Below are 19,719 nucleotides of genomic sequence, written 5' to 3'. Positions count from 1 at the left end.
GACTACCCAGGGTTTGCCTGTCCGCCCCGCCTACCTCAAAAGGACGATGCGGGCAGCGCGCGCGTGCCTATCATCGTCACAGACAGCTACTCGAACCGAAGGCCGAAACCCGCCGCAACGCCACGGAGGCAAACAACGTGTCGACGGAAATAGCAGCCGACTGCGAAGGCATTGCCCCCACCAGCTTCGAGGCGGCCGGCCTCGCACCGCGCGACGTGAGCGCGCTGCTGGCGCTCGTCTACCGTGGGCCGGTGGAAGCGACGCCTTGGGCGGGCATGCTCGAATACATCCGCCAACGGCTCGATGCGAGCTTCGTGACGCTCGTGCTGCGCAATCCGGTATCGGGGCATCCTGGCCTGATCGTCAACGCTTCGGTCCATGGCCCGCTGCTGCCCGGCGAGCCCTCCTATAGTGAGCATTACTACTCGATCTGCCCATTCGCCACCGTGCCCCCGGGCCAGGCGGTGACGGCCGACGAGCTCTTCGGCTCGCAGGCATGGTGCGAGCACAAGTTCTATCAGCAATACCTGAAGGCGCTCGACCTGCGCTATATCCTCGTGGCCAACATCCGCACGCACGATGCCGTGGATTGCGCCTTTTTCGTGAGCCGTCGCCACGACGCACACGATTACGATGCAGCCGACAAAGCGCTCGTGGCCGTGTTGCTGCCGCATCTGCAACGCGCGGTCGACCTGCATTCGACGTTCGACGTGCTCGAATCGGAGCGCACGCTGTACGCCGGCACAATGGACCGCATGCTGGTGGGCACCGTGATTCTGGACGAACACGGCAAGAGCATGAAGAGCAATGGCGCGGCCAACCGCCTGTTTGCCGCCGCCGACAGCATCACGCTCGTGAACGACGGGCTGCGCGCGCGCTGCCCGGTGGAGGATCGCCGCCTGCAGAAGGCCATTCAAGCGGCGATCCATCACCACCTGATGGCCGCGACCTCGTGCATCGAGGCCACCACGCTGTCGCGGGCCTCCGGCGAAATCCCGCTCAGCGTGCTGCTGCGGCCGATTCCACTGAACTACCGCACCGATGAACGCGCGCGCCGTCCGGCCGTGGCTGTTTTCATCCGCGACCCGGCTTCTTCGCCGCAGCATTCGCGCGCGATGCTGCGCTCGCTTTATCGGCTCACACCGACGGAAACGGAATTGGCGCTATTGCTCGTGGATGGGCTGACGCTCGACGAAGCGGCGGAAGCGCTGGGAATCGCGAAGAATACCGCGCGGGCGCATTTGCGCGGCATCTTCGGAAAGACCGGCGCGACGCGCCAGGCCGTGCTCGTGAAAACGCTGCTCAACAGCGTGGTGTCGATGGTGTGAGTGCGTTAATTCGTGGGGTTTGCGCCCCACTCCCTCAATCGGCCACCGATTGCGCAGGCGCCTTGGCAACGAATTTTCGCAGGCGATGCGCGAGCTTGTGCGACGGCCGTTCGACGGCGCAATAAAACGCATAGCTCGTTGCGCTCGCAACAGCTACAGTTGCAAGCCATGCGAGCGTCTGCCCCTGCGGATAGCCGGTCACGCCAAGAATGGCAAGCGCCAGCTTATGGCACAAATACAGGCTATACGACCACGCTCCGAGCGCGCCCGCATATCGCCAGAACGCACTGTTACCCTGGGTGGCCGTTTCTGCTGCGATCCAGCCAGCCACGACGAACTGAAACACCGGCAGCGTGATATCCGGCCCGATGAACGGCAGAAAAGCCGGCTTGATATGCGAGGTGGACGCGAGCAGGAACGTACACGACCCAGCGGCCACGATCACCACGCGCGCAGCAGCCAGATGCTTCGCGAGCCAGCCCGACACAGCCCCGATGCATCGCGCAATGCCCGCCGTGAGCGCCGACGCGCGAAAGCTCGAGCGGCCGTCCAGGGCGGTGCGGTGCATCTCGGCCACGAGACAGCCGAGCAGCCAGCCCGGCAGATACAGGAACGCGGTACCCGCCACGCCATAGTTTTCGTAGACGCAGTGCGCGCACACGAGTTGGGTATGCGTGTGCCGGTACCAGACCATCACCGCAGCGGCCAGCGCCACGCCGACAATCATCTCGCCCACATAGCGAAAGCGGCTGCGCAGCAACGGGTAAATCGTGTAATAGCCGATCTCGCAGTAAAGGGACCAGAGCACCGATTCCAGCAGATTGGCCGCATTGCCGAGCGGCTGGCAGAGCAGCGCAACAACGGCGAGCGGCAACCCAATACGCACGTAGCGTGATGCGAAATAATTAATGGGCCGCAGCGTGGCGTCGCGGTGATATGCGTTGTGAATGCAATAGCCGGAAATAACAAAAAAAACGATCACGGCAGCCGGTCCCGCGAACAACAGCACGGAGCCGGACCACAACGCGCCGCCGACACCCGCCAGCGAGGCCGGAAAGAATGCCTTGAACGGCGGCGGACCAAAGTGATAGAGCATCACCCAGAGCGCCGCCATGAACCGGATCGCGTCGATCTTCAGCGATTTGGCCGACGGTGCGCGGGACGCAGGCGCTCCGGACATGATGTGCCCCTTTTGCTAGTCAATGGCATGGAGCCTACCTGCGCCGGTGGTTAAAAAAAACATAAATAAATCGATGGATAAATCACCGGGAAAATGGGTGTGCACGCGGAGCGCCCAGACCACTCAGTTCGTGGACGAAGAAAGGGGGGCGCTGCGGGGTTCGTTGTGCCGGACCGGAACGAACCCGACCTGCAAGCCGAATAGCTTTGCAATGCTGTTAAGAGAGTCGACGGTCGGATTCCGGGTGCCTCGCTCGATGTCCTGAATGACACGGCGGCTCACGCCACGGTGCGCGGCAAATTCCGCCTGAGTCAGGCCAGTCATCTTGCGCATCGCCTTCGTCGCCTCGGGAATGCTCATGTCACCCCGATTGATCCTTTCGTGGAAGGCCGTGCGCAGGGCATTCTGCTCTTCATGGGTGGGGCGTGTCCGGCGCGGCATGATGATCCTCTGGCGGTTGAAGGGCTTTGAGTTGTCGGACCTGCGTATCGATGGACGGCACCAGGAATTCCACTGGCAACGGCTGCCGCCGGGCTCGACCTGCGCACAATCGACCCAGTGACCGTTCAGGAATATTTGCAGGGTGCAATCCGCGGATCATCTCCTTGTGCCTCGTAAATGTAGGACAAATGGACTCTGATTCTCTTAAACGCCTCTTATACGAAGCATTTTCGTGTACCAGGCCACCCGGCTTGCCTCCCCGATCACCACCACGCCACAGCCTCCTGGGGTTTGCCCGCCTTTAGTCCGTCCGGACGAGGAAGGCGCGGCCCTTCGGGTGACACGATGTCGACGCGTGAGGCGGGCACGCCTCGCACAACCCCTTTCCACCCCAAGGAGCCTTGCATGCCCGACTCGCCCTACCTCGTCATCTCGGACAAAGTCGAAATCGATGCGCCCGCATCGTTCGTCTGGGACATCCTGATCGATCTCCCGCGCTATCCCGAGTGGAACCCTTATACCGTGAAAGTCGAATCGACGCTGCGCATGGGCGAGCCGGTCAACCTGTATCTGCCCGACCCCACGCGCAACGGCGAGTTGCTCCACGTGGTCGAGCACCTGGCCGCATTCGACCACCCGAAACTGCTCTCGTGGGAAATGATTTCAAGCGCGGACAATCCCGACGCGGCACGCCGCGACCAGATCATTGAGGTGCTGGACGAAGCGCGTTGCCGCTATCACTCCACCGATCTGTTCCTCGGGCCGACCGCGCCCACCGTGATGGCGCAGCACGGTGAATGGGTGCGTCAGGGATTCTCCGCCGTCGCACACGCGCTCAAGCAGCGCGCGCAAACGCTGTACCGCGCGGCCCGCGCGGCACAAACCGCCTGATTGCCAGGCACGCAGCCAGCTCATGCGCCGCGCGCACGGTCGGCGGACCAGGCGCGGCGCTTCCCCCTCATCCCGCCACTCCAACCGAAGAGCCCACACATGAAAACCGCAGTCATCACCGGCAGCGCCTCGGGCATCGGCGCGGCCGTTCATCGTCAATTCGCCGATGCCGGCATGCACGTGATCGGCGTCGATAGCGCGCGCGCCGACGTATGCGCCGACCTTTCGCACGCCGCGGGCCGCGCAGCCGCCCTCGACGCCGTGCTCGCGCGCAGCGGCGGCGCCATCGATACGCTGGTTTGTTGCGCGGGCCTGGGCCCGCAGGCCGAGCCCGCTACGTTGGTCGCAAGCGTCAACTACTTCGGCGCGCTTGCGCTGCTCGACGGCCTGTTCGAAGCGCTCAAGCGCGGCAGCCAGCCGGCGGCCGTGGTGGTGTCGTCGAACTCAGCGGTACTGCAGCCGTGGAGCGGTCATCCGCTGCATGAAGCCTTTCTCGATGGCGACGAGGCTCGCGTGCACGCGCTCGTCGAGGCGAGCCCCGCCGACCAGTCCGGCTACCTTGCCTACGCCAGCTCCAAGCACGCCCTCGCCGTCGCGGTGCGCCGCCGCGCCGACTCATGGGGCCGCGCCGGCGTGCGCCTGAACGCTGTCGCACCGGGCGCGGTGCAAACGCCGCTACTCGAAGCGGGCCTGCGCGATGTGCGCTACGGCGAGGCCATCCGCCAGTTCGTGCCACCGGTCGGGCGCCGCGCCGAGCCCGGCGAAATCGCTTCGCTGATCCACTACGTTTGCGGCGAACAGGCCGGGTTCATGCACGGCAGCGTGCTCTTTATCGACGGCGGCCACGACGCGACGGTGCGCCCGGACGCTTTCTGATATCACCACGGAGTGCAACATGCACATAGAACACGCTGGCGACCCGCCGCCCTCGCCATTTTCTCCCGTGCGCCTCGGCCCGCTCACGCTGCGCAACCGCTTCATCAAGGCGGGCGCCAACGAGGGCATGACACCCGCCGGACTGCCCACCCAGGCGCTGCTCAAACACCATCGCGACCTGGCTGCCGGCGGCATCGGCATGACGACAGTGGCCTATGCGGCCGTGGCCGCCGACGGCCTGACGTTCCCGCATCAAATGCATATGCACGCAGGCATCGTGCCGCATTTGCGCGCGCTGACCGATGCGGTGCATCGCGAAGGCGCTGCCGCGTGCCTGCAACTGACGCATGCTGGCTCGTTCACGATGATGCGCCACGGCGGCAGCCGTGCGCCGGGTTCGGCGTCCGGAGGACTGAACGCATTCGGCATGCTCTACGGCGTGTATTTCCAGCGCGCGATGAGCGAGGTGGACATGGTGCGCACGGCCGCCGAGTTCGCTCGAGCTGCGCAACTCGCGCGCGAGAGCGGCTTCGACGCCGTGGAAATCCATATGGGCCACGGCTATCTGCTCAACCAGTTTCTCTCACCGCTCAGCAATCGCCGCCACGATGGCTTTGGCGGCAGCGTCGAGCAGCGCAGCCGCTTTCCCGTGCACGTGCTCAATCAGGTCAAGGACGCCGTGGGCGCGCAACTCGCGGTCACGTGCAAGCTGAGCGTGAACGACGGCGTGCCGGGCGGCAACACCGCGCACGACTCGGCGGTGACCGCGCGCCTGCTGGAAGCGGCCGGCGCCGATCTCCTCACGCTGAGCGGCGGGCGCAATGTGGAAAGCCCCTGGGTACTGTTCGGCAGTCCCATGCCCACTACAGCGATGAAGGCCGCCGCGCCGCATGCGTTCGCGCGCTTCGGGGTGAAGGTGCTGGAAACGCGCACGCCGCGGGATCTGCGCTTCCGCGAGCACTATTTCCTTGAGGATTCCAGAACGATACGCGATGCCGTGAAAATGCCGCTTGCCTATGTCGGTGGCGTTCTGTCGATCGACGGCGTCGGGCAGTTGATGGCCGAAGGGTTCGACTGCGTGGCGCTCGCGCGGGCGTTGATCCACGATCCCGCATTGGTCACGCACTTTCGCGACGGCACCGTCACGCGCTCCGCGTGCAATAGCTGCAACGCCTGCGTCGCGAGAATCTACGACCCGGCAGGCGTGAGCTGCGTGCTCGGCCCCGCCAACGATCCCGCGCTCACGCAGCAACTCGCCGCAAGTTGATCCTGCCCGTCCGATCGCGGACCGCCGGATCTTTTAGTCCGGTCGGACGAAGAATTCACAGCCCCCAAACCGGTAAGTTCTCCTCCATGCAGCCGCGTGTTTCGATTCCCCCGTCGATCAACCCGAACCGCGAGCGATGCATGAAAAACAGGAGACTATCGATGTTGAGCCCGACGTTGACCCATCTGGAGCGCCTCGAAGCCGAGAGCATCCACATCATGCGCGAGGTCGTGGCGGAGTGCGAGAAGCCGGTCATGCTGTATTCGATCGGCAAGGACAGCTCCGTCATGCTGCATCTCGCCATGAAGGCCTTTTACCCCGCCAAGCCGCCCTTCGCCCTGCTGCACGTGGACACCACGTGGAAGTTCCGCGAGATGATCGAGTTTCGCGACCAGACTGCGCAGCGCCTCGGCCTCGACCTGCTGGTTCACGTGAACCCGGAAGGCGTCGCAAAGGACATCAACCCGTTCACGCACGGCTCGGCGGTCCACACCGACGTGTGGAAGACCCAAGGCCTCAAGCAGTCGCTCGACCACTACGGCTTCGACGCCGCGTTCGGCGGCGCGCGCCGCGACGAGGAAAAATCACGCGCGAAAGAGCGCGTGTTTTCGCTGCGCTCCGAGCAGCACCGCTGGGACCCGAAGATGCAGCGCCCTGAGCTCTGGCATCTCTATAACGCCCGCAAACGCAAAGGCGAAAGCATTCGCGTCTTTCCCATCTCCAACTGGACCGAGCTCGACATCTGGCAATACATCTATCTGGAGACCATTCCCATCGTGCCGCTCTACTACGCGAAGAAGCGCCCGGTGGTGGAACGCGACGGCACCCTCATCATGGTTGACGACGAGCGCCTGCCGCTGCGCGAAGGCGAAGTCCCGCACATGAAGAACGTGCGCTTTCGCACGCTCGGCTGCTACCCGCTCACCGGCGCGATCGAAAGCGAGGCCGACACCCTGCCCGGCATCATCGAAGAAATGCTGCTGGCGAAGACGTCCGAGCGCCAGGGCCGGCTGATCGACAGCGACTCGGCAGGATCGATGGAAAAGAAGAAACAGGAGGGCTATTTCTAATGTCCACAGTCACCACCGCGATCGCCGACGACATCGCGCGATACCTGAGCGCGCAGCAGGAAAAGAGCCTGCTTCGCTTCATCACCTGCGGCAGCGTGGACGACGGCAAGAGCACGCTGATCGGCCGCCTGCTCTACGAATCGAAGATGGTGTTCGAAGACCAGCTGAGCCAGCTCGAAGCCGATTCGAAGAAGGTCGGCAGCCAGGGCGGCAATCTCGACTTTGCGCTGCTCGTGGACGGCCTCGCGGCCGAGCGCGAGCAAGGCATCACCATCGACGTCGCCTACCGCTTCTTCGCGACGGACAAGCGCAAGTTCATCGTGGCCGACACGCCGGGCCACGAGCAGTACACGCGCAACATGATCACGGGCGCTTCCACGGCGGACGTGGCCGTGATTCTCGTGGACGCGCGCAAGGGCTTGCTCACGCAAACGCACCGCCACAGCTATCTCGTCTCGCTGATCGGCATTCGCCGCATCGTGCTCGCCGTGAACAAGCTCGACATGGTCGGGTATTCGCGGGAGATATTCGAAAGGATCACGAATGAATATCGCGCGTTCGCGGCGCAGATCGGGCTGCACGACATCGTGAGCATTCCGCTTTCGGCGCTCGCGGGCGACAACGTCACCGACTCCAGCGCCAATACGCCGTGGTACAGCGGTCCCTCGCTGATGGCGTATCTGGAAAGCGTGCCCGTGGAAGACGACGCGCGCCTGAACCAGCCGTTCCGGCTGCCGGTGCAGTGGGTGAATCGTCCAAACCTGAATTTCCGCGGCTACGCGGGCAACATTTCGGCGGGCGAGATCCGCCGCGGCGAACGCGTGCGCGTACTGCCGTCGGGCCGCGATAGCCGCGTCGCGTCGATCATCACTGCTGCAGGCGAAGCGGCCAGCGCGCGCAGCGGCCAGGCCATCACGCTCACGCTCGAAGACGAAATCGACATCAGCCGTGGCGACGTCATCGCGCGCGCCGACGCGCCACCCGCCGTCGCCGACCAGTTCGAAGCCACGCTGGTCTGGATGAACGAAGAGCCGATGCTGCCCGGCCGCCCCTATCTGCTGAAGATCGGCACGCGCACCGTGGGCGTGACCTGCCAGCAGCCGAAATACCGCGTGAACGTGAATACGCTCGAGCACCTGGCCGCGCGCACGCTGGAGATGAACGAAATCGGCGTGTGCCACCTGAATCTCGACCGCGCCGTGGCGTTCGATCCGTATGCAGAAAACCGCGAAACGGGCGGCTTCATCGTGATCGACCGGCTCACCAACAACACCGTGGGCGCGGGCATGCTGCACTTCGCATTGCGGCGTTCGCAGAACGTGCACTGGCAGGCCACGGTCGTCGACGCCGGCGCACGCGCTACGCTCAAACATCAGACGCCGCGCGTAGTGTGGTTCACGGGGCTCTCGGGCGCGGGCAAGTCGACGATTGCCAACCTCGTCGAGCAAAAGCTGCATGCGCTCGGCAAGCACACGTATCTGCTCGACGGCGATAACGTGCGACACGGCCTGAACAAGGACCTGGGCTTCTCCGAAGCCGATCGCGTCGAGAACATCCGGCGCGTGTCCGAGGTGGCGCGGCTCATGATGGACGCCGGGCTCATTGCGCTCGTCTCATTCATCTCGCCGTTCCGTGCCGAACGCGACATGGCGCGCGCGCTCGCGGGACCGGACGGCTTCGTCGAGATCTTCGTCGATACGCCGATCGCCGTGGCCGAAGAGCGCGATCCCAAAGGGCTCTACAAGAAGGCGCGCAGCGGCGAGTTGAAGAACTTCACCGGCATCGACTCGCCGTACGAGCCGCCCGAGCATCCCGAGATCCGCATCGACACGACCGCCGACACGCCAGAGCACGCGGCCGGCAGAATCGTCGACTGGCTCCTGCATCGTTAAAGCGGCAAGCACCGGCCCACCTCGTCCAGCACTCGCGGACGAGGCGGGCCAAGTCGTTTGCCTCGCGGAAAGCATAATCTGCCGAGCGCGCCAATGCGCTCCCGGCGGGTTTTCAGATCAGGCAGAAATCACACGCCGGGACCGCGGCGTGCGTCACATGCCGTGCAGCGCGGCAATGGTCAGACGGGATCGGTCGAGCGGCGCGCAGCCCTGGGGCTGCCCGCTGGCATCGGCCGGACGGCACGGCGATGCGCCGGCGGCATACCGATCCTGATCGGGCGCGCCCATCGAGTAACTCACGGCCGCGACAGTAGCGAGTGCCGCAACGGTAAGCGTGCACACCTTTTTCGTCAGCTTCATGGACCGTCTCCCGATTCAAACGTGCGGGGCATTCGTGGCTTCGAGCCAGTGGCGATTCGGCATCGCGCCGAATGTAGACAAGTTAGTGGGACGCCCCTGCCGCGCCATCGTCCATTCAGCCTAAGGTCTAACGTGGGGCTAGCAGGAGCCGCATGTTTATAAAAATGTATATTGCATGCAAAATCCAATTCGACTCATTTGTGGATGCTCTCGCTGGTCACCCCGAGGACCGGCGCGGCAGCACTGACGTACCTGATAACAGGACAAGGGAGACGCGGCGGAAACCACCGCATTTTCTTCATCGGCTGTTTTCTGTTCGAAGTACCAAGTAATCTCGCGCTGCACCTGGTTCGGCGCGAAGATCTGGATCGGCCGCATCATGGTGACGGGGGGCCCGCTCTCGGCGTACTTCGTGTTCGTGAAGACCCTTGCGGCCTTCTACACGCTGCGCTTCTTGCCCGGCCTCGCCGAAGCGTGCTTCGCGATATCGTCGTAGAGATTCGCACGCGTATCGACCGGGCTGAACGCATTCAGCGCTCGCGCCACGCGGTGTCCTCGTCGAGCGGATAGACGGGGCGCCCGAGCCGCGTGTAGCGGAAGAGCCCATAGTCCGATCCCGTGACGCCACGGCTGTCGCATTCGACCAGCCCCGCCGCGATCGGCACGAATACCGGCCGGCAATACATGCGCGACTTCAGCAGCAGAAAGCGCGCGCGGCGCGGATCGATGCCTACGCTCTCGAACACGCCGAGGTCCCACGGTTCATGCGTGCGCTCGGTCACGACCAGCGTCGCCGCGCCCGTGTCGAGCACCGCCGCGCGTCCCATATACGCACGCTGGCCGGTATAGGTCGGGCCGGTGATTACGTATTCGCCATCGGTAATGGCGCGCACGACGCCGGTGACCATGAACGGCGCGCGCGGCGCAGCGCCCTCGCGCGCGAGCTTGTTGCCGATGCCGAGCGTCACGCGCGCGCCTACGCCCGCTTCGATCAGCGCGGCAACGGCCTCGGGATCGCACAGCGGACCGCTCACCATGCCCGTCAGCCCCTGCGCGAGTGCCGCTTCGAGCAGATCCATCGTGTCGCATGTTCCGCCCGACATGCAGTTGTCGCCGTGATCGAGCAGGAGCACGGGCTTGCCCGTGCCTTCGGCATCGTGCGCGTCCTGCGCGAGCCGCGCCGCTTGCGCGACCGACTCCGCGAGCGGCGGGCTGCGATAGACGAACTCGCCGCGCTCGTCCCAGATCTGCCGCGCAATGCGTTCGGCCACCGCTTCCGCCGCTGCGGCATCGCCGTCGCCCACCACTACCACGCTGATGCACGGCGCGGGAATGTCCGCGAGAGAAAAGCCGGCGAGCACCGATACGGCCAGCATGCCCTCGGCCTCGGCAGCGCGCGCGGCCTCGACGGCGCGGCGCATCGCGCCATCGGCGCTCGCGCTGCGCAGGGTCGACGTGAGCAGCGGCGGACGCCGCCATGCGAGCACCGGGCGCGCGCGCCCCTTCACGCGCGCGAACAGCAGGCGCGCGGCGTGCTCGCCCGTCTCGTACATGTCCACGTGCGGATAGGTCTTGAAGCTCACCATCACGTCCGCGTTTTCGATCATCTTCTGCGTGACGTTGCCGTGCAGATCGAGCGCGACTGCGATCGGCGCATCGGGCAAGGTCGCGCGCACGCGTTCGAGCAGATCGCCTTCGCCGTCTGGCGTTTGCTCCGCAACCATTGCGCCATGCAGGTCGAGCAAGACCGCGTCGCAGCCCGGCGCGGCCGCAACGATCGCCTCGCAGATCGCCGCATAGGCATCGGCGGCCACCGGCCCGCTCGGATTCGCCGATGCCGACACCGGCGTGACGATTTGCGCGCCCTCGCGCTCGGCCGCGTCGATGAACGCCGACATCGCCGTGCGCATGCCCTTGTTCTCGCGATACGCGTCCTCGCCCCACGCGGGGGCGTTGCCGCCGAACGCGGCCAGCGGCGTCGCGACCGGCGAGAACGTGTTGGTCTCGTGATTCATGCGCGCGATGAGGATTTTCATTCGAAAGCCTGCTATTCCCGTCAAAGTCTTATCTGTATTGGACGTGGGCGTTCGTGCAATTGTTGGACCACCATCTGACCCACCACAATATCGTGGTTTTACCCGGTACGTCTGGACGCCGGCGACAACCTTCCGACCCCACCCAGTGCGCCGGGTGAACCTCGAACGTTCATCCCGCAGCGCCGGTAAGCGCGAAGAGTTCTGCGCGCAGCGCCTTGGCGCGGTCGCGCTTCATGTGCTGCTCGAATTCAGCCTGCGCGTCGAGCCACAGCGAGTGCGCCTTCTCGTAGCGGCGCACGCCGTCCGCCGAAAGACGATAGACCAGTGTGCGCGTGTCGTGCTCCGCCGCGAACGCGAGCACGAGGCCGTCGCGCTGCAAGGGCTTGAGCGCACGCACGAGCGTCGTGCGGTCCATCACAAGGTCGTCGGAGAGTTCCGCAGCCGTGGCGTCCGGACGGCCCGCAAGACGCGAAAGAATCGTGAATTGCGCAGCCGTCACGCCCGCCTGCGAAAGATGGCGCTCATAAAGCTGCGTAACGAAGCGCGCCGCCTGCCGCAACGCGAAACAATTGCATTCCTCACGTGCCACTCGCTTTGCCATCTGTGATTACCTCGATTTGCTTCGTCCATCATGCGCCCTGCTCGCCTCGCTCGGCCCCGTCCGCGCCCGGCCATCATACTGTCTCGAGCACGAGCGCGATACCCTGGCCGCCGCCGATGCAAAACGTCACGACCAAATCGCGCCCAGTTCCGTCGCCTGCACGCCTTTTTGCGCGCCATTGTATGCGCCGATGACGGTACGTACCGGGTGGCAGGCTGCTTTCGCCGAATCGATGCCCGTGATTCGTGGCACGTTTTATGGCACGCCATCCAGGCAGTGCGAAATTCCAGCGCGCGAGCGTCGCTATGCGATTACGCCACTGCCGGGAAATCAAGCGTCGTATCGTTGACCCGGTTTACGAGGTTCGTGAATGTGATCGACGTGATGGCAAGCGCAATCTCCACGATCTGGCGCTCCGTATAGCCTGCGTCGCGAATCGCATTCACCTCGGCTTCGGCAACCGTGCCGTGCGTGCGCACCAGCACGCGCACGAAATGCACCAGCGCATCGCGCTTCGCGTCGCCGGTTGCAGCGCCGGCGCGAAGCTGCTTCATGGCTTCGGGGGAAAGACCCGCGGCCTTGCCTGCCAGCGTATGCGCAGCGATACAGTAGTCACAGCCCGCTACTTCGCTCACCGCAAGCTTGACGGCTTCGATATCGGGCTTCGTAAGCGAGCCGCCGGCCAGCACCGCATCAACGGCCAGCATCGCGCCGAGTGCTTCGGGGCTGTGCGTGCCGATGGTGGCATAAGCGTTCGGCACCTTGCCGATGGCCTTGCGGATCTTCGCGAAGATTTCGGCGGCTGCGCCCGTGGCGGCTTCGGGACGAATGGCGGAAAGACGGGACATAATCGACTCCTTGAGTTGAATTGCACTGACTGCGTTGCGTAGCCATCGTCGATGGCATGCAGTCACTTTAGTCGCGCGCCCCCACGCTTTTAATGCCAGAATGACGCGACTTCATGCCCATTCGTCTCATCCATGCCGCCCATGGACATCCTCAGCCGCCTGCTCACGCTCATGCCCGTCGCGGGCCGCCTCGACGTGCGCTGCCACTTCGGCGCGCCGTGGCGCATCGATCAGCCCGCCGCCGACGCGCGCGAGATCCGCTATCACGTGATGTTGAGCGGCAAGGCCATCGTCGAGGATGCGCACGGCGCACCCACGGCCCTGCATGCGGGCGACATCGTGCTGTATCCCTCGGGCGCGCCCCATCTGCTGCACGATGGCAGCGGCGCGCCGCCGGCCGCTGTCGAACGGCGCTTCGAGCACGGTCATGCGGTCGAAACCAACCTTGCCGAAAACCGCGCCGCCGATGTGCTCTGCGGCAGCTTCCTGTTGCCCGCCGTGCCGCAGCGCCTGCTGCGCGAGAATCTGCCCGCGCGGCTCGTGGTGCACAGCGCCAGTGCCGGCGACAACCCGCCGGAGCGTCTCGTGCGCCTGATCGCGCTGCTGCGCGACGAGGCGCTCGACGCGCAGCCCGGCAGCGAATCGCTCGTCAACCATCTTTCGGGTGCGCTCTTCGCGCTCACGCTGCGCTATGCAAGCCGTGCCGATGTGCCGCCGCGCGGCCTGCTCGCGCTCGCACGGCAACCGCGCCTGCAACCGGCTATCGACGCCATGTTCGATGCGCCCGGCAAGCCGTGGACACTGCCGGAGCTCGCCGCGCTGTGCCACATGTCGCGCGCGACGTTCGCGCGCCACTTCGACGAAGCAATCGGGCGCAGCGCAACCGAGGTGCTCACCGACATCCGCATGACGCTCGCCGGCCGCTTGCTCGCGCAAGGTGGCCAGCCGGTAGCCGAGATCGGCGAGTTCGTGGGCTATCAGTCCGATGCCGCGTTTCAGCGCAGCTTCAAGCGACACGTGGGGATGACACCCGCGCAATGGCGCGCTACAGCGCGCGCGGGTACATGAGCGCCATGACCCAAACGACTGCTCCGGCCGCACGCAGATTCGCACGGCGGCGCGCATGGTCATCCGCCTCGAGCCGCGCGCGTGGCCGCCATACTTGCGCCCGCCGCGACCACCTCGCCGCTCTGACTCCAGCCGCCACCCAGCGACCGGTAGAGCGCCACCGCCGCGAGCGCGCGCTCGCGCTGCGCGTCGTTGAGCAGATCGGTATCGGCAAGCCAGGTCTGCTGCGCGCTCAGCACGTCGAGAAAGTCGGTTGCGCCGCCCTTGTATAGCTGATTCGCGAGTTTGAGCGCCTGCCCGGAAGACGCCACGGCGTCGCGCAACTGCTGCGTCTGTCCCGCCGTGCTCACGAGGTCGCCGCGGCTGTCCTCCACTTCGCGCAGCGCCTGCAACATCGTCTGCTGCAAGTTCAGTTGCGACTCGCGCATGCGGCTCTCGCTCTGCTCGATGTCGGCGGTGATGCGGCCCGCGTTGAAGATCGGGCTCGTGGCGCTGAGTGCCGCGCTGAAAAGATTGTCGGTAAGCGTGGGCAGGCCGAGATACGACGAAGCGAGCACGCCGTCCGTGAGATTCAACGTGAACTTCGGATAGCGCTCCGCGCGCGCGACGCCCACTTCCGCAGCGCGCTGCTGCACGGTCGCGTAAGCGGCCTGGATGTCGGGGCGGCGCAGCAGGGCCTCCGAGGGCAGCGATTGCGGCACGCTCGCGGGCGCGGCGGGAATCGGCGCGGGCTCAGCCAGCGCAAGCTGCGCAACCGATTCGGGTGTGCGCCCCGTATACACCGCGATCAGGTTCAGTTGATGATCGACGCTCGCCTGCGCACGCGGAATGCGTGCCTGCAACTCGCTCAACTGCGTTTGCGCGCGCGATACGTCGAGTTGCGTCGAAAGGCCGTATTTCAGGCGGTCTTGAGTCAGCTGCCACGTGCGTTGCCTGATCGATACGTTATCCTGGAGTATCTTCAATTCGGCTTGTGCCCAACGCAAGTCCACATACGCCGACGCGGTGTCCGCCGCCAGCGCGAGCCGCACTGCGTCCAGTGCGTGTTGCTGGCCCACCAGATTCGCCTGAGCCGCGAGCAGTTCGAGGCGCTCGCCGCCGAATACGTCGGGCGACCAGCCCAACGCCAGACCCGCGCCCGCCTGCTTCACGTAGCCGAGCGGCGGCGGCGTATTCTGCCGCGCGTACGCGCCGCGCGCCGTGAAGTCCAGTTGCGGCAGCAGCGCGGCGTGCTTCTGCGTCGTGATCGATTGCGCCTGCTTCACACGCTCGGCGGCGGCTTGCAGGTCGAGATTGCCGCTCAGCACGGTCGACAGCAGGGCGTCGAGCGTCGGGTCACCAAACTGGGCCCACCACGCGCGCACGTCGATGGCATCCGCAGGCGCGTCGATGCGCCATGCGGCAGGAGCCGTCGCCTGCACGGCGGCAGGCAGGTCGGCGTGCTGCGCGGGCTGCACGGCGCAGGCGGCCAACACGGCCGCCGCTAGCGCCGCGAGTCCCATGCGTGCCGAGCTCCGGAAACGTTGGTTTATCGATTGCACAGGAAACCTCATGAACTCAGTGAGCATCGGGCGGCGGCGCCCCATGGATCGGATTTGAGAACGCCACACAGGCAATGGCAACCACGAAACACAGCGAGAGTACGAAAAACGTATCGGAGAACGTCATCACCTGCGCCTCGCGCAGCACGAGCGCATGCAGTTGCGCAAGGCTCGCTTGTGACGCGTCGAGCGTGTTGCCTGCTACGGAGGCCCAGTGGCCCGTGCTTCCCGCGAGCAAGGTCTGGACTTGTGGCACGCCTTGCACGACGTGCTCGTTCAGGCGCAGATAGTGGAAGTTGAGCCGGTCGTTGAGCATGGTCGAACTGACCGCAATGCCGATTGCGCCGCCCAGATTGCGCATCAGGTTGAACAGGCCGCTTGCCGACTTGAGCCGCGAGGGCGGCAGCGAGCCGAGCGACATCGTGACGATCGGCGGAATCGCGAACTGCTGGCCCACGCCACGCAGGGCCTGCGGCAGCAGGAATTGCTGCCAGCCCCAGTCGTGCGTGATCGGCACGTACAGATAGCAGCCGAGGCCGAAGCAAACGAGGCCGAACAGCATCAACACCCGCAGGCTGAAAAAGCGCGTAGCGAAGGCATAAACGCCGAGCGCGAGCATCTGGAACACGCCCACCGAGAGCAGCGAAAGCCCGATCTGCAGCGAGTTGAAGCCGCGCACTTCGGCGAGAAAGAGCGGCGTGAGGAACACCGCCACGAAAATGCCGATGCCCGTGACGAACGAGAGCAGGCTGCCGATGCCGAAATTGCGCACCGCGAGCGCGCGCAGGTCGACCACCGCATCTTTCGCGGTGAGTGCGTGCACGACGAAGAGAAAGCCGCAGATCGCCGAGATCCATGCGCAGGCCACGATGGCGTCGTCGCCGAACCAGTTCTTGCGCGGGCCTTCTTCGAGCACGTATTCGAGGCAACCGAGAAAGCCGCACATCAGCACGATGCCGAGATAGTCTCCGCGCTTGATGAGCGCGAGATCGGGCTCGTCGATATGCACGTACTTCGGCACGAGCGCGGCCACGGCGATGCCCGGCACGAGGTTCAGGTAGAACAGCCAGTGCCACGACCACTGGTCCGTGATCCAGCCGCCTATCACGGGGCCGAGCGTGGGTGCGAGCGAGGCGAGCGCGCCGATGGTCGTGGACGCCACGAGCCGCTGCTTGCCCGGAAACAGCACGAAGGCCGTGGTGAACACGGTGGGGATCATCGCCGCGCCCAGCGCGCCTTGCAGCGCGCGAAACATGATCATCGACTGGATGTCCCAGGCGAGACCGCACAGCATACTCGTGATCGTGAAGCCCACCGCCGAGGCCACGAACAGCCAGCGCGTGGAGAACACCTTCGAGAGCCAGCCGGACAGGGGGATCACCATGATCTCGGCGATCAGGTAGGCGGTCTGCACCCAGGACAGCTCGTCCTGGCTCGCGCAAAGCCCGCCCCCGATATCGCGCAGCGAGGAGGCGACGATCTGGATGTCGAGCGTGGCCATGAAAAAGCCGATGCACATCAGCGCAAAGGCGAAGGCGCGCTGCGCCATGGGCTGCTCGTGCGGCGCGAGCTTGAGGTGCGCCGCGCGGGCCTCGTGCCCGGCCGTTACAGGGCGTACTTCGATGATGGAAGTCGTGTCGTTCATGGCGTGGCGCCCTCGTTCACCGCGCGGATGCGCCGGTCTGCGCGCCGTCGCCCAGATGCACCGTCACCGTGGCGGAAAGACCGGGCCGCAGCACGCCTTCCATGCCTTGCGGCACCTTCACGCGGATGCGCACCGGCACGCGCTGCACGATCTTCGTGTAGTTGCCCGTGGCGTTCTCGGGCGGCAGCACGCTGAAGGTCGCGCCCGTGGCGGGCGCGAGGCTTTCCACCGTGCCGTGCAGCGTGCCGCTCGCGGCGTCGAGTGCGACGTCGGCGCGGTCTCCTGCGTGGATCTTCTTGAGCTGGTCTTCCTTGAAGTTCGCGTCCACCCAGAGGTCGGTGGCCGGCACCACCGTGAGCAGCGGCGCGCCCGCGTTCGCGAGCATGCCCACCCGAGCCGTGCGGTTGCCGACGTAACCGTCCACCGGCGAGCGGATCGTCGTGTAATCGACGTTGAGCGCGGCGAGACGCCGGTTCGCTTCGGCGGTCGCCACGCGCGCCTCGCCGTCGGCGATCTGCGCGGCGAGCACGTCGAGCTGGCGCTGCGCGGCCACCACCGCTGCGCCGCTCTTCGCCATCGAGGCCTGCGCTTTCGCATAATCAGCATCGGCGCGCTCGACCAGCTGATTCGACACGGCATCGTCTTTCACAAGTTCGCGGTAGCGCGTCTGATCCTGCGCGCTGCGAGTGAGCTCCGCGTCCGAGGCGCGCACTTCGGCCTGCTGCTGGCCGATCACCGCGGCCTGCAGCGTGCGCTGCGCTTCGAGCTCCGTCACTGCGGCGCGCGCGCTCGCGAGCTCGGCGTCGGCCTGCGCGAGCTTCGCGTCGTAGTCTCGCGCGTCGAGCCGCATGAGCACCTGATTCGCATGCACGCGCTGGTTGTCCTGCACGAAGATCCCGGAGACGAAACCGCTCACGCGCGGCGCCATCACCGTGACGTTGCCGCCCACGTAGGCGTCGTCGGTGGTTTGTATGAAGCGCAACACGAAAAACCAGTAGCCACCCGCGATCGCGAGCACGAGCGCCACCGCGCCCACCGCGAGGCGCCTCCAGGGCGGGCCGACGCGCTCGCGCCGCGATTCAGCCGGCGCGGGTGTGGAAGGACTCGACATGACGATTACCTGTGTATATGCACTTTAAAAATTAAAAAAAGCCGCCGAACAACTGAAAGCGGTCCATGCGTGAATCACCGGAAACTTCCGACCACGCGCGTAATTACGCTCGCGCCGCAGCCACGCGACAGGCGGCAGCGGCACGCATCGGTCCGAAGCGCTGCTCGAACTCGTCTTGCCCCGCGCGCCAATGCACACCCGCTCGCCAAGCCGCGCAAGGCCCGCCGGCGCAAGTGCGAAGCGACGGCGGCGGCAATCGCTTGCGCCCGCCGTGTCCTTCACCAGAGCGTTGCACAGGAGCGGACGCAGTGCGCGCAAAAGCGTCGGGCATTTCTGTGTATATGCACAGATTAGCTGACCAGACGGCTCAGCACAACCGTCGCGCGCGGCATCACTCTATGACTGCGCCGACAACAATCGCCGCTGCACGCGCCAACAATCTTTCAGTTTTGTTTCTCAATCACGGTCACGATACAGATTTTGTATCCGCATGTATCCGCGCTGCCAGCCGATACACAGCGTTGCACCCGCCCCTCACTCCCGACACAAGCGAGATACGTGCGCGCAGTCAAATACTTCCATGGCAGGACGCAATGCAGCACCGAACGAAAACCGGAACGCGATACCCGCCTGCAAGCCCTTTAAATTTTCTTCTGGAGAACACCGTGAACCTCGTCAAATCGCTCATCGTTGCCGCCACCATCGCCCTCCCCGCTCTCTCGTTTGCCCAGTCGACCCAGCCGCTCACGCGCGCCCAGGTACATCAGGAACTGGTCGCACTGGAACAGGCCGGCTACAACCCTTCCGCAGACGAAACGCAGTACCCGAGAAACATCCAGCAGGCCGAAGCACGCCTGCACGCGCACGACCGTGTCGCCACGGCGTCTTATGGCGGCTCGGCCGCGGGCACTTGGGCCTCGGGTGCCCGCATGGACGGCTCCGAGATTCCCGGTCTTGGCCCGATTTTCGCGCATTCGTGAGTTGACCTTGCTGCGCGAGAGGCGCAGCTTTCCTGCGCCTGGTGGGTACGCCTTATTGCAGCCACAGCCAATTTGCTTATGGAGGCCCAGCAGGTTTACTTCCTTCTGTCACGCTAACGATTCGTATTGTGACTCGGCGAGCCAGAGCAGTTGCGCAGCGAGGCCCTTTTCGTTCATGCCGTCGGTGGTGGAGACGTCGTAGCCGGTTGCGACGAGGCTGCCGTATCTGGCAACCCACTTCAGTGAGTTCGGACCGGCCTCGCCGTTGCGCGCGATACCACGCGGGAGAATGTAGAGATGGGTGGCGACGTCCTGCTTCCAGTCCATCGAGCGGCCCGTGATGACGTCGTTGTCGGCGCCCAGATAGACAACCCGCGTGCAGGCGAGCGACGCGGCCGGCGTGACGAGCAGCGTCGTTACAGCGACAAGACAGGACAAAACCGAACGACGCGCGTAGCGCATGGCTACTCCAGTTCTGCTGAGGGAATCCCGGATGGCTCGAACGCTACGCTCGGGGCGCGCGCGGCCGCCTGCGTAGTGATTGGCCCTCGTGCATATCGGCCGACGAAAGCCAGGCCAGTCTA

At 65.2% G+C, this 19,719-nt stretch carries 18 protein-coding genes and 2 pseudogenes; 10 read left to right on the top strand and 10 right to left on the bottom strand.

Features of this window, described 5'->3' with window-relative positions; all coding sequences use genetic code 11:
- Positions 1-137 precede the first annotated feature (137 nt).
- Positions 138-1,328, top strand: a complete 1,191-nt coding sequence (locus tag PWP93_RS24515; protein WP_421046372.1) for a helix-turn-helix transcriptional regulator — start codon at positions 138-140, stop codon at positions 1,326-1,328.
- A 34-nt stretch (positions 1,329-1,362) separates the two neighbouring features.
- Here PWP93_RS24515 and PWP93_RS24510 read toward each other — a convergent pair whose 3' ends face one another.
- Both PWP93_RS24510 and PWP93_RS24505 read right to left on the bottom strand, forming a co-directional pair.
- Positions 1,363-2,508 carry an acyltransferase family protein gene (locus tag PWP93_RS24510; RefSeq protein WP_421046371.1) on the bottom strand — a complete coding sequence of 382 codons (1,146 nt, stop codon included), beginning with the start codon at positions 2,506-2,508 and terminating at the stop codon, positions 1,363-1,365.
- A 123-nt stretch (positions 2,509-2,631) separates the two neighbouring features.
- Positions 2,632-2,868 (bottom strand): helix-turn-helix domain-containing protein, encoded by a 237-nt coding sequence (locus PWP93_RS24505; protein WP_421046370.1) that lies wholly within the window; start codon positions 2,866-2,868, stop codon positions 2,632-2,634.
- Between PWP93_RS24505 and PWP93_RS24500 the strand changes: the two genes are divergently transcribed.
- The 6 genes from PWP93_RS24500 to cysN all read left to right on the top strand — a co-directional run bounded on the left by PWP93_RS24500 (position 2,867) and on the right by cysN (position 8,945).
- Positions 2,867-3,070 carry a hypothetical protein gene (locus tag PWP93_RS24500; protein ID WP_421046369.1) on the top strand — a complete coding sequence of 68 codons (204 nt, stop codon included), beginning with the start codon at positions 2,867-2,869 and terminating at the stop codon, positions 3,068-3,070. The two genes, PWP93_RS24505 and PWP93_RS24500, sit on opposite strands and share 2 nt — an antisense overlap.
- A 284-nt stretch (positions 3,071-3,354) precedes the next feature.
- Entirely contained in the window at positions 3,355-3,840 is a 486-nt protein-coding gene (locus PWP93_RS24495) for an SRPBCC domain-containing protein (RefSeq protein ID WP_421046368.1), read from the top strand.
- A 99-nt stretch (positions 3,841-3,939) separates the two neighbouring features.
- Positions 3,940-4,716, top strand: coding sequence for an SDR family oxidoreductase (locus PWP93_RS24490; RefSeq protein WP_421046367.1), 777 nt, complete (start codon positions 3,940-3,942; stop codon positions 4,714-4,716).
- 19 nt (positions 4,717-4,735) lie between these two features.
- On the top strand, positions 4,736-5,983 hold the full coding sequence (locus PWP93_RS24485) for an NADH:flavin oxidoreductase (RefSeq protein WP_421046366.1): 1,248 nt from the start codon (positions 4,736-4,738) through the stop codon (positions 5,981-5,983).
- 161 nt (positions 5,984-6,144) lie between these two features.
- Positions 6,145-7,053: a sulfate adenylyltransferase subunit CysD gene (gene cysD / locus PWP93_RS24480; protein ID WP_421046365.1), complete on the top strand. Its 909-nt coding sequence runs from the start codon at positions 6,145-6,147 to the stop codon at positions 7,051-7,053.
- Positions 7,053-8,945, top strand: coding sequence for a sulfate adenylyltransferase subunit CysN (cysN, locus tag PWP93_RS24475; RefSeq protein WP_421046364.1), 1,893 nt, complete (start codon positions 7,053-7,055; stop codon positions 8,943-8,945). The genes cysD and cysN overlap by 1 nt, the downstream gene beginning before the upstream one ends.
- A gap of 153 nt (positions 8,946-9,098) precedes the next feature.
- Here cysN and PWP93_RS24470 read toward each other — a convergent pair whose 3' ends face one another.
- Positions 9,099-9,305, bottom strand: coding sequence for a hypothetical protein (locus PWP93_RS24470; RefSeq protein ID WP_421027615.1), 207 nt, complete (start codon positions 9,303-9,305; stop codon positions 9,099-9,101).
- 291 nt (positions 9,306-9,596) lie between these two features.
- Here PWP93_RS24470 and PWP93_RS24465 point away from each other — a divergent pair.
- Positions 9,597-9,786 (top strand): annotated as a pseudogene (locus PWP93_RS24465) (MFS transporter); the annotation flags it as partial.
- A gap of 49 nt (positions 9,787-9,835) precedes the next feature.
- Here the strand turns inward: PWP93_RS24465 and PWP93_RS24460 are convergent.
- From PWP93_RS24460 to PWP93_RS24450, 3 genes are all read right to left on the bottom strand, one after another.
- Positions 9,836-11,341, bottom strand: a complete 1,506-nt coding sequence (locus PWP93_RS24460; protein ID WP_421046363.1) for a M81 family metallopeptidase — start codon at positions 11,339-11,341, stop codon at positions 9,836-9,838.
- 169 nt (positions 11,342-11,510) lie between these two features.
- The gene (locus PWP93_RS24455) at positions 11,511-11,942 is read right to left on the bottom strand and encodes a MarR family winged helix-turn-helix transcriptional regulator (protein WP_421027613.1); all 432 of its coding nucleotides are present in this window, start codon (positions 11,940-11,942) and stop codon (positions 11,511-11,513) included.
- 311 nt (positions 11,943-12,253) lie between these two features.
- Positions 12,254-12,790, bottom strand: coding sequence for a carboxymuconolactone decarboxylase family protein (locus PWP93_RS24450; protein ID WP_421046362.1), 537 nt, complete (start codon positions 12,788-12,790; stop codon positions 12,254-12,256).
- 141 nt (positions 12,791-12,931) lie between these two features.
- On the opposite strand from PWP93_RS24450, the gene PWP93_RS24445 reads away from it, so the two are divergent.
- Positions 12,932-13,858 carry an AraC family transcriptional regulator gene (locus tag PWP93_RS24445; RefSeq protein ID WP_421046361.1) on the top strand — a complete coding sequence of 309 codons (927 nt, stop codon included), beginning with the start codon at positions 12,932-12,934 and terminating at the stop codon, positions 13,856-13,858.
- A gap of 59 nt (positions 13,859-13,917) precedes the next feature.
- Here the strand turns inward: PWP93_RS24445 and PWP93_RS24440 are convergent, their stop codons facing one another.
- From PWP93_RS24440 to PWP93_RS24430, 3 genes are all read right to left on the bottom strand, one after another.
- On the bottom strand, positions 13,918-15,360 hold the full coding sequence (locus tag PWP93_RS24440) for an efflux transporter outer membrane subunit (RefSeq protein ID WP_421046360.1): 1,443 nt from the start codon (positions 15,358-15,360) through the stop codon (positions 13,918-13,920).
- 55 nt (positions 15,361-15,415) lie between these two features.
- A complete protein-coding gene (locus PWP93_RS24435) occupies positions 15,416-16,948 on the bottom strand; it encodes a DHA2 family efflux MFS transporter permease subunit (protein ID WP_421046983.1) in 1,533 nt (510 codons plus the stop codon).
- Positions 16,949-17,060: 112 nt separating this feature from the next.
- The gene (locus PWP93_RS24430; protein WP_421046359.1) at positions 17,061-18,155 is read right to left on the bottom strand and encodes an HlyD family secretion protein; all 1,095 of its coding nucleotides are present in this window, start codon (positions 18,153-18,155) and stop codon (positions 17,061-17,063) included.
- A gap of 665 nt (positions 18,156-18,820) precedes the next feature.
- Between PWP93_RS24430 and PWP93_RS24425 the strand changes: the two genes are divergently transcribed.
- Positions 18,821-19,135, top strand: coding sequence for a DUF4148 domain-containing protein (locus PWP93_RS24425; RefSeq protein WP_421046358.1), 315 nt, complete (start codon positions 18,821-18,823; stop codon positions 19,133-19,135).
- A 123-nt stretch (positions 19,136-19,258) separates the two neighbouring features.
- On the opposite strand, the pseudogene PWP93_RS24420 reads toward PWP93_RS24425, so the two are convergent.
- Positions 19,259-19,597 (bottom strand): annotated as a pseudogene (locus tag PWP93_RS24420) (linear amide C-N hydrolase); the annotation flags it as partial.
- Positions 19,598-19,719 lie beyond the last annotated feature (122 nt).

The organism is Paraburkholderia sp. A1RI-2L (assembly GCF_048957375.1).
Taxonomy (GTDB): Bacteria; Pseudomonadota; Gammaproteobacteria; order Burkholderiales; family Burkholderiaceae; genus Paraburkholderia.
The sequence above is the reverse complement of the archived record's forward strand: the minus strand, read 5'-3'. Positions and strand labels throughout refer to the sequence as shown.

Bases quoted from the DNA above. Each gene is read 5' to 3' on its own strand.
- PWP93_RS24450 (WP_421046362.1), bottom strand. From the start codon at position 12,790: ATGTCCCGTCTTTCCGCCATTCGTCCCGAAGCCGCCACGGGCGCAGCC.
- cysN (WP_421046364.1), top strand. From the start codon at position 7,053: ATGTCCACAGTCACCACCGCGATCGCCGACGACATCGCGCGATACCTG.
- PWP93_RS24490 (WP_421046367.1), top strand. From the start codon at position 3,940: ATGAAAACCGCAGTCATCACCGGCAGCGCCTCGGGCATCGGCGCGGCC.
- PWP93_RS24495 (WP_421046368.1), top strand. From the start codon at position 3,355: ATGCCCGACTCGCCCTACCTCGTCATCTCGGACAAAGTCGAAATCGAT.
- PWP93_RS24470 (WP_421027615.1), bottom strand. From the start codon at position 9,305: ATGAAGCTGACGAAAAAGGTGTGCACGCTTACCGTTGCGGCACTCGCT.
- PWP93_RS24485 (WP_421046366.1), top strand. From the start codon at position 4,736: ATGCACATAGAACACGCTGGCGACCCGCCGCCCTCGCCATTTTCTCCC.
- PWP93_RS24500 (WP_421046369.1), top strand. From the start codon at position 2,867: ATGTCACCCCGATTGATCCTTTCGTGGAAGGCCGTGCGCAGGGCATTC.
- PWP93_RS24430 (WP_421046359.1), bottom strand. From the start codon at position 18,155: ATGTCGAGTCCTTCCACACCCGCGCCGGCTGAATCGCGGCGCGAGCGC.
- PWP93_RS24445 (WP_421046361.1), top strand. From the start codon at position 12,932: ATGGACATCCTCAGCCGCCTGCTCACGCTCATGCCCGTCGCGGGCCGC.
- PWP93_RS24455 (WP_421027613.1), bottom strand. From the start codon at position 11,942: ATGGCAAAGCGAGTGGCACGTGAGGAATGCAATTGTTTCGCGTTGCGG.
- PWP93_RS24510 (WP_421046371.1), bottom strand. From the start codon at position 2,508: ATGTCCGGAGCGCCTGCGTCCCGCGCACCGTCGGCCAAATCGCTGAAG.
- PWP93_RS24505 (WP_421046370.1), bottom strand. From the start codon at position 2,868: ATGAGCATTCCCGAGGCGACGAAGGCGATGCGCAAGATGACTGGCCTG.
- PWP93_RS24440 (WP_421046360.1), bottom strand. From the start codon at position 15,360: ATGGGACTCGCGGCGCTAGCGGCGGCCGTGTTGGCCGCCTGCGCCGTG.
- PWP93_RS24460 (WP_421046363.1), bottom strand. From the start codon at position 11,341: ATGAAAATCCTCATCGCGCGCATGAATCACGAGACCAACACGTTCTCG.
- PWP93_RS24435 (WP_421046983.1), bottom strand. From the start codon at position 16,948: ATGGCGCAGCGCGCCTTCGCCTTTGCGCTGATGTGCATCGGCTTTTTC.
- cysD (WP_421046365.1), top strand. From the start codon at position 6,145: ATGTTGAGCCCGACGTTGACCCATCTGGAGCGCCTCGAAGCCGAGAGC.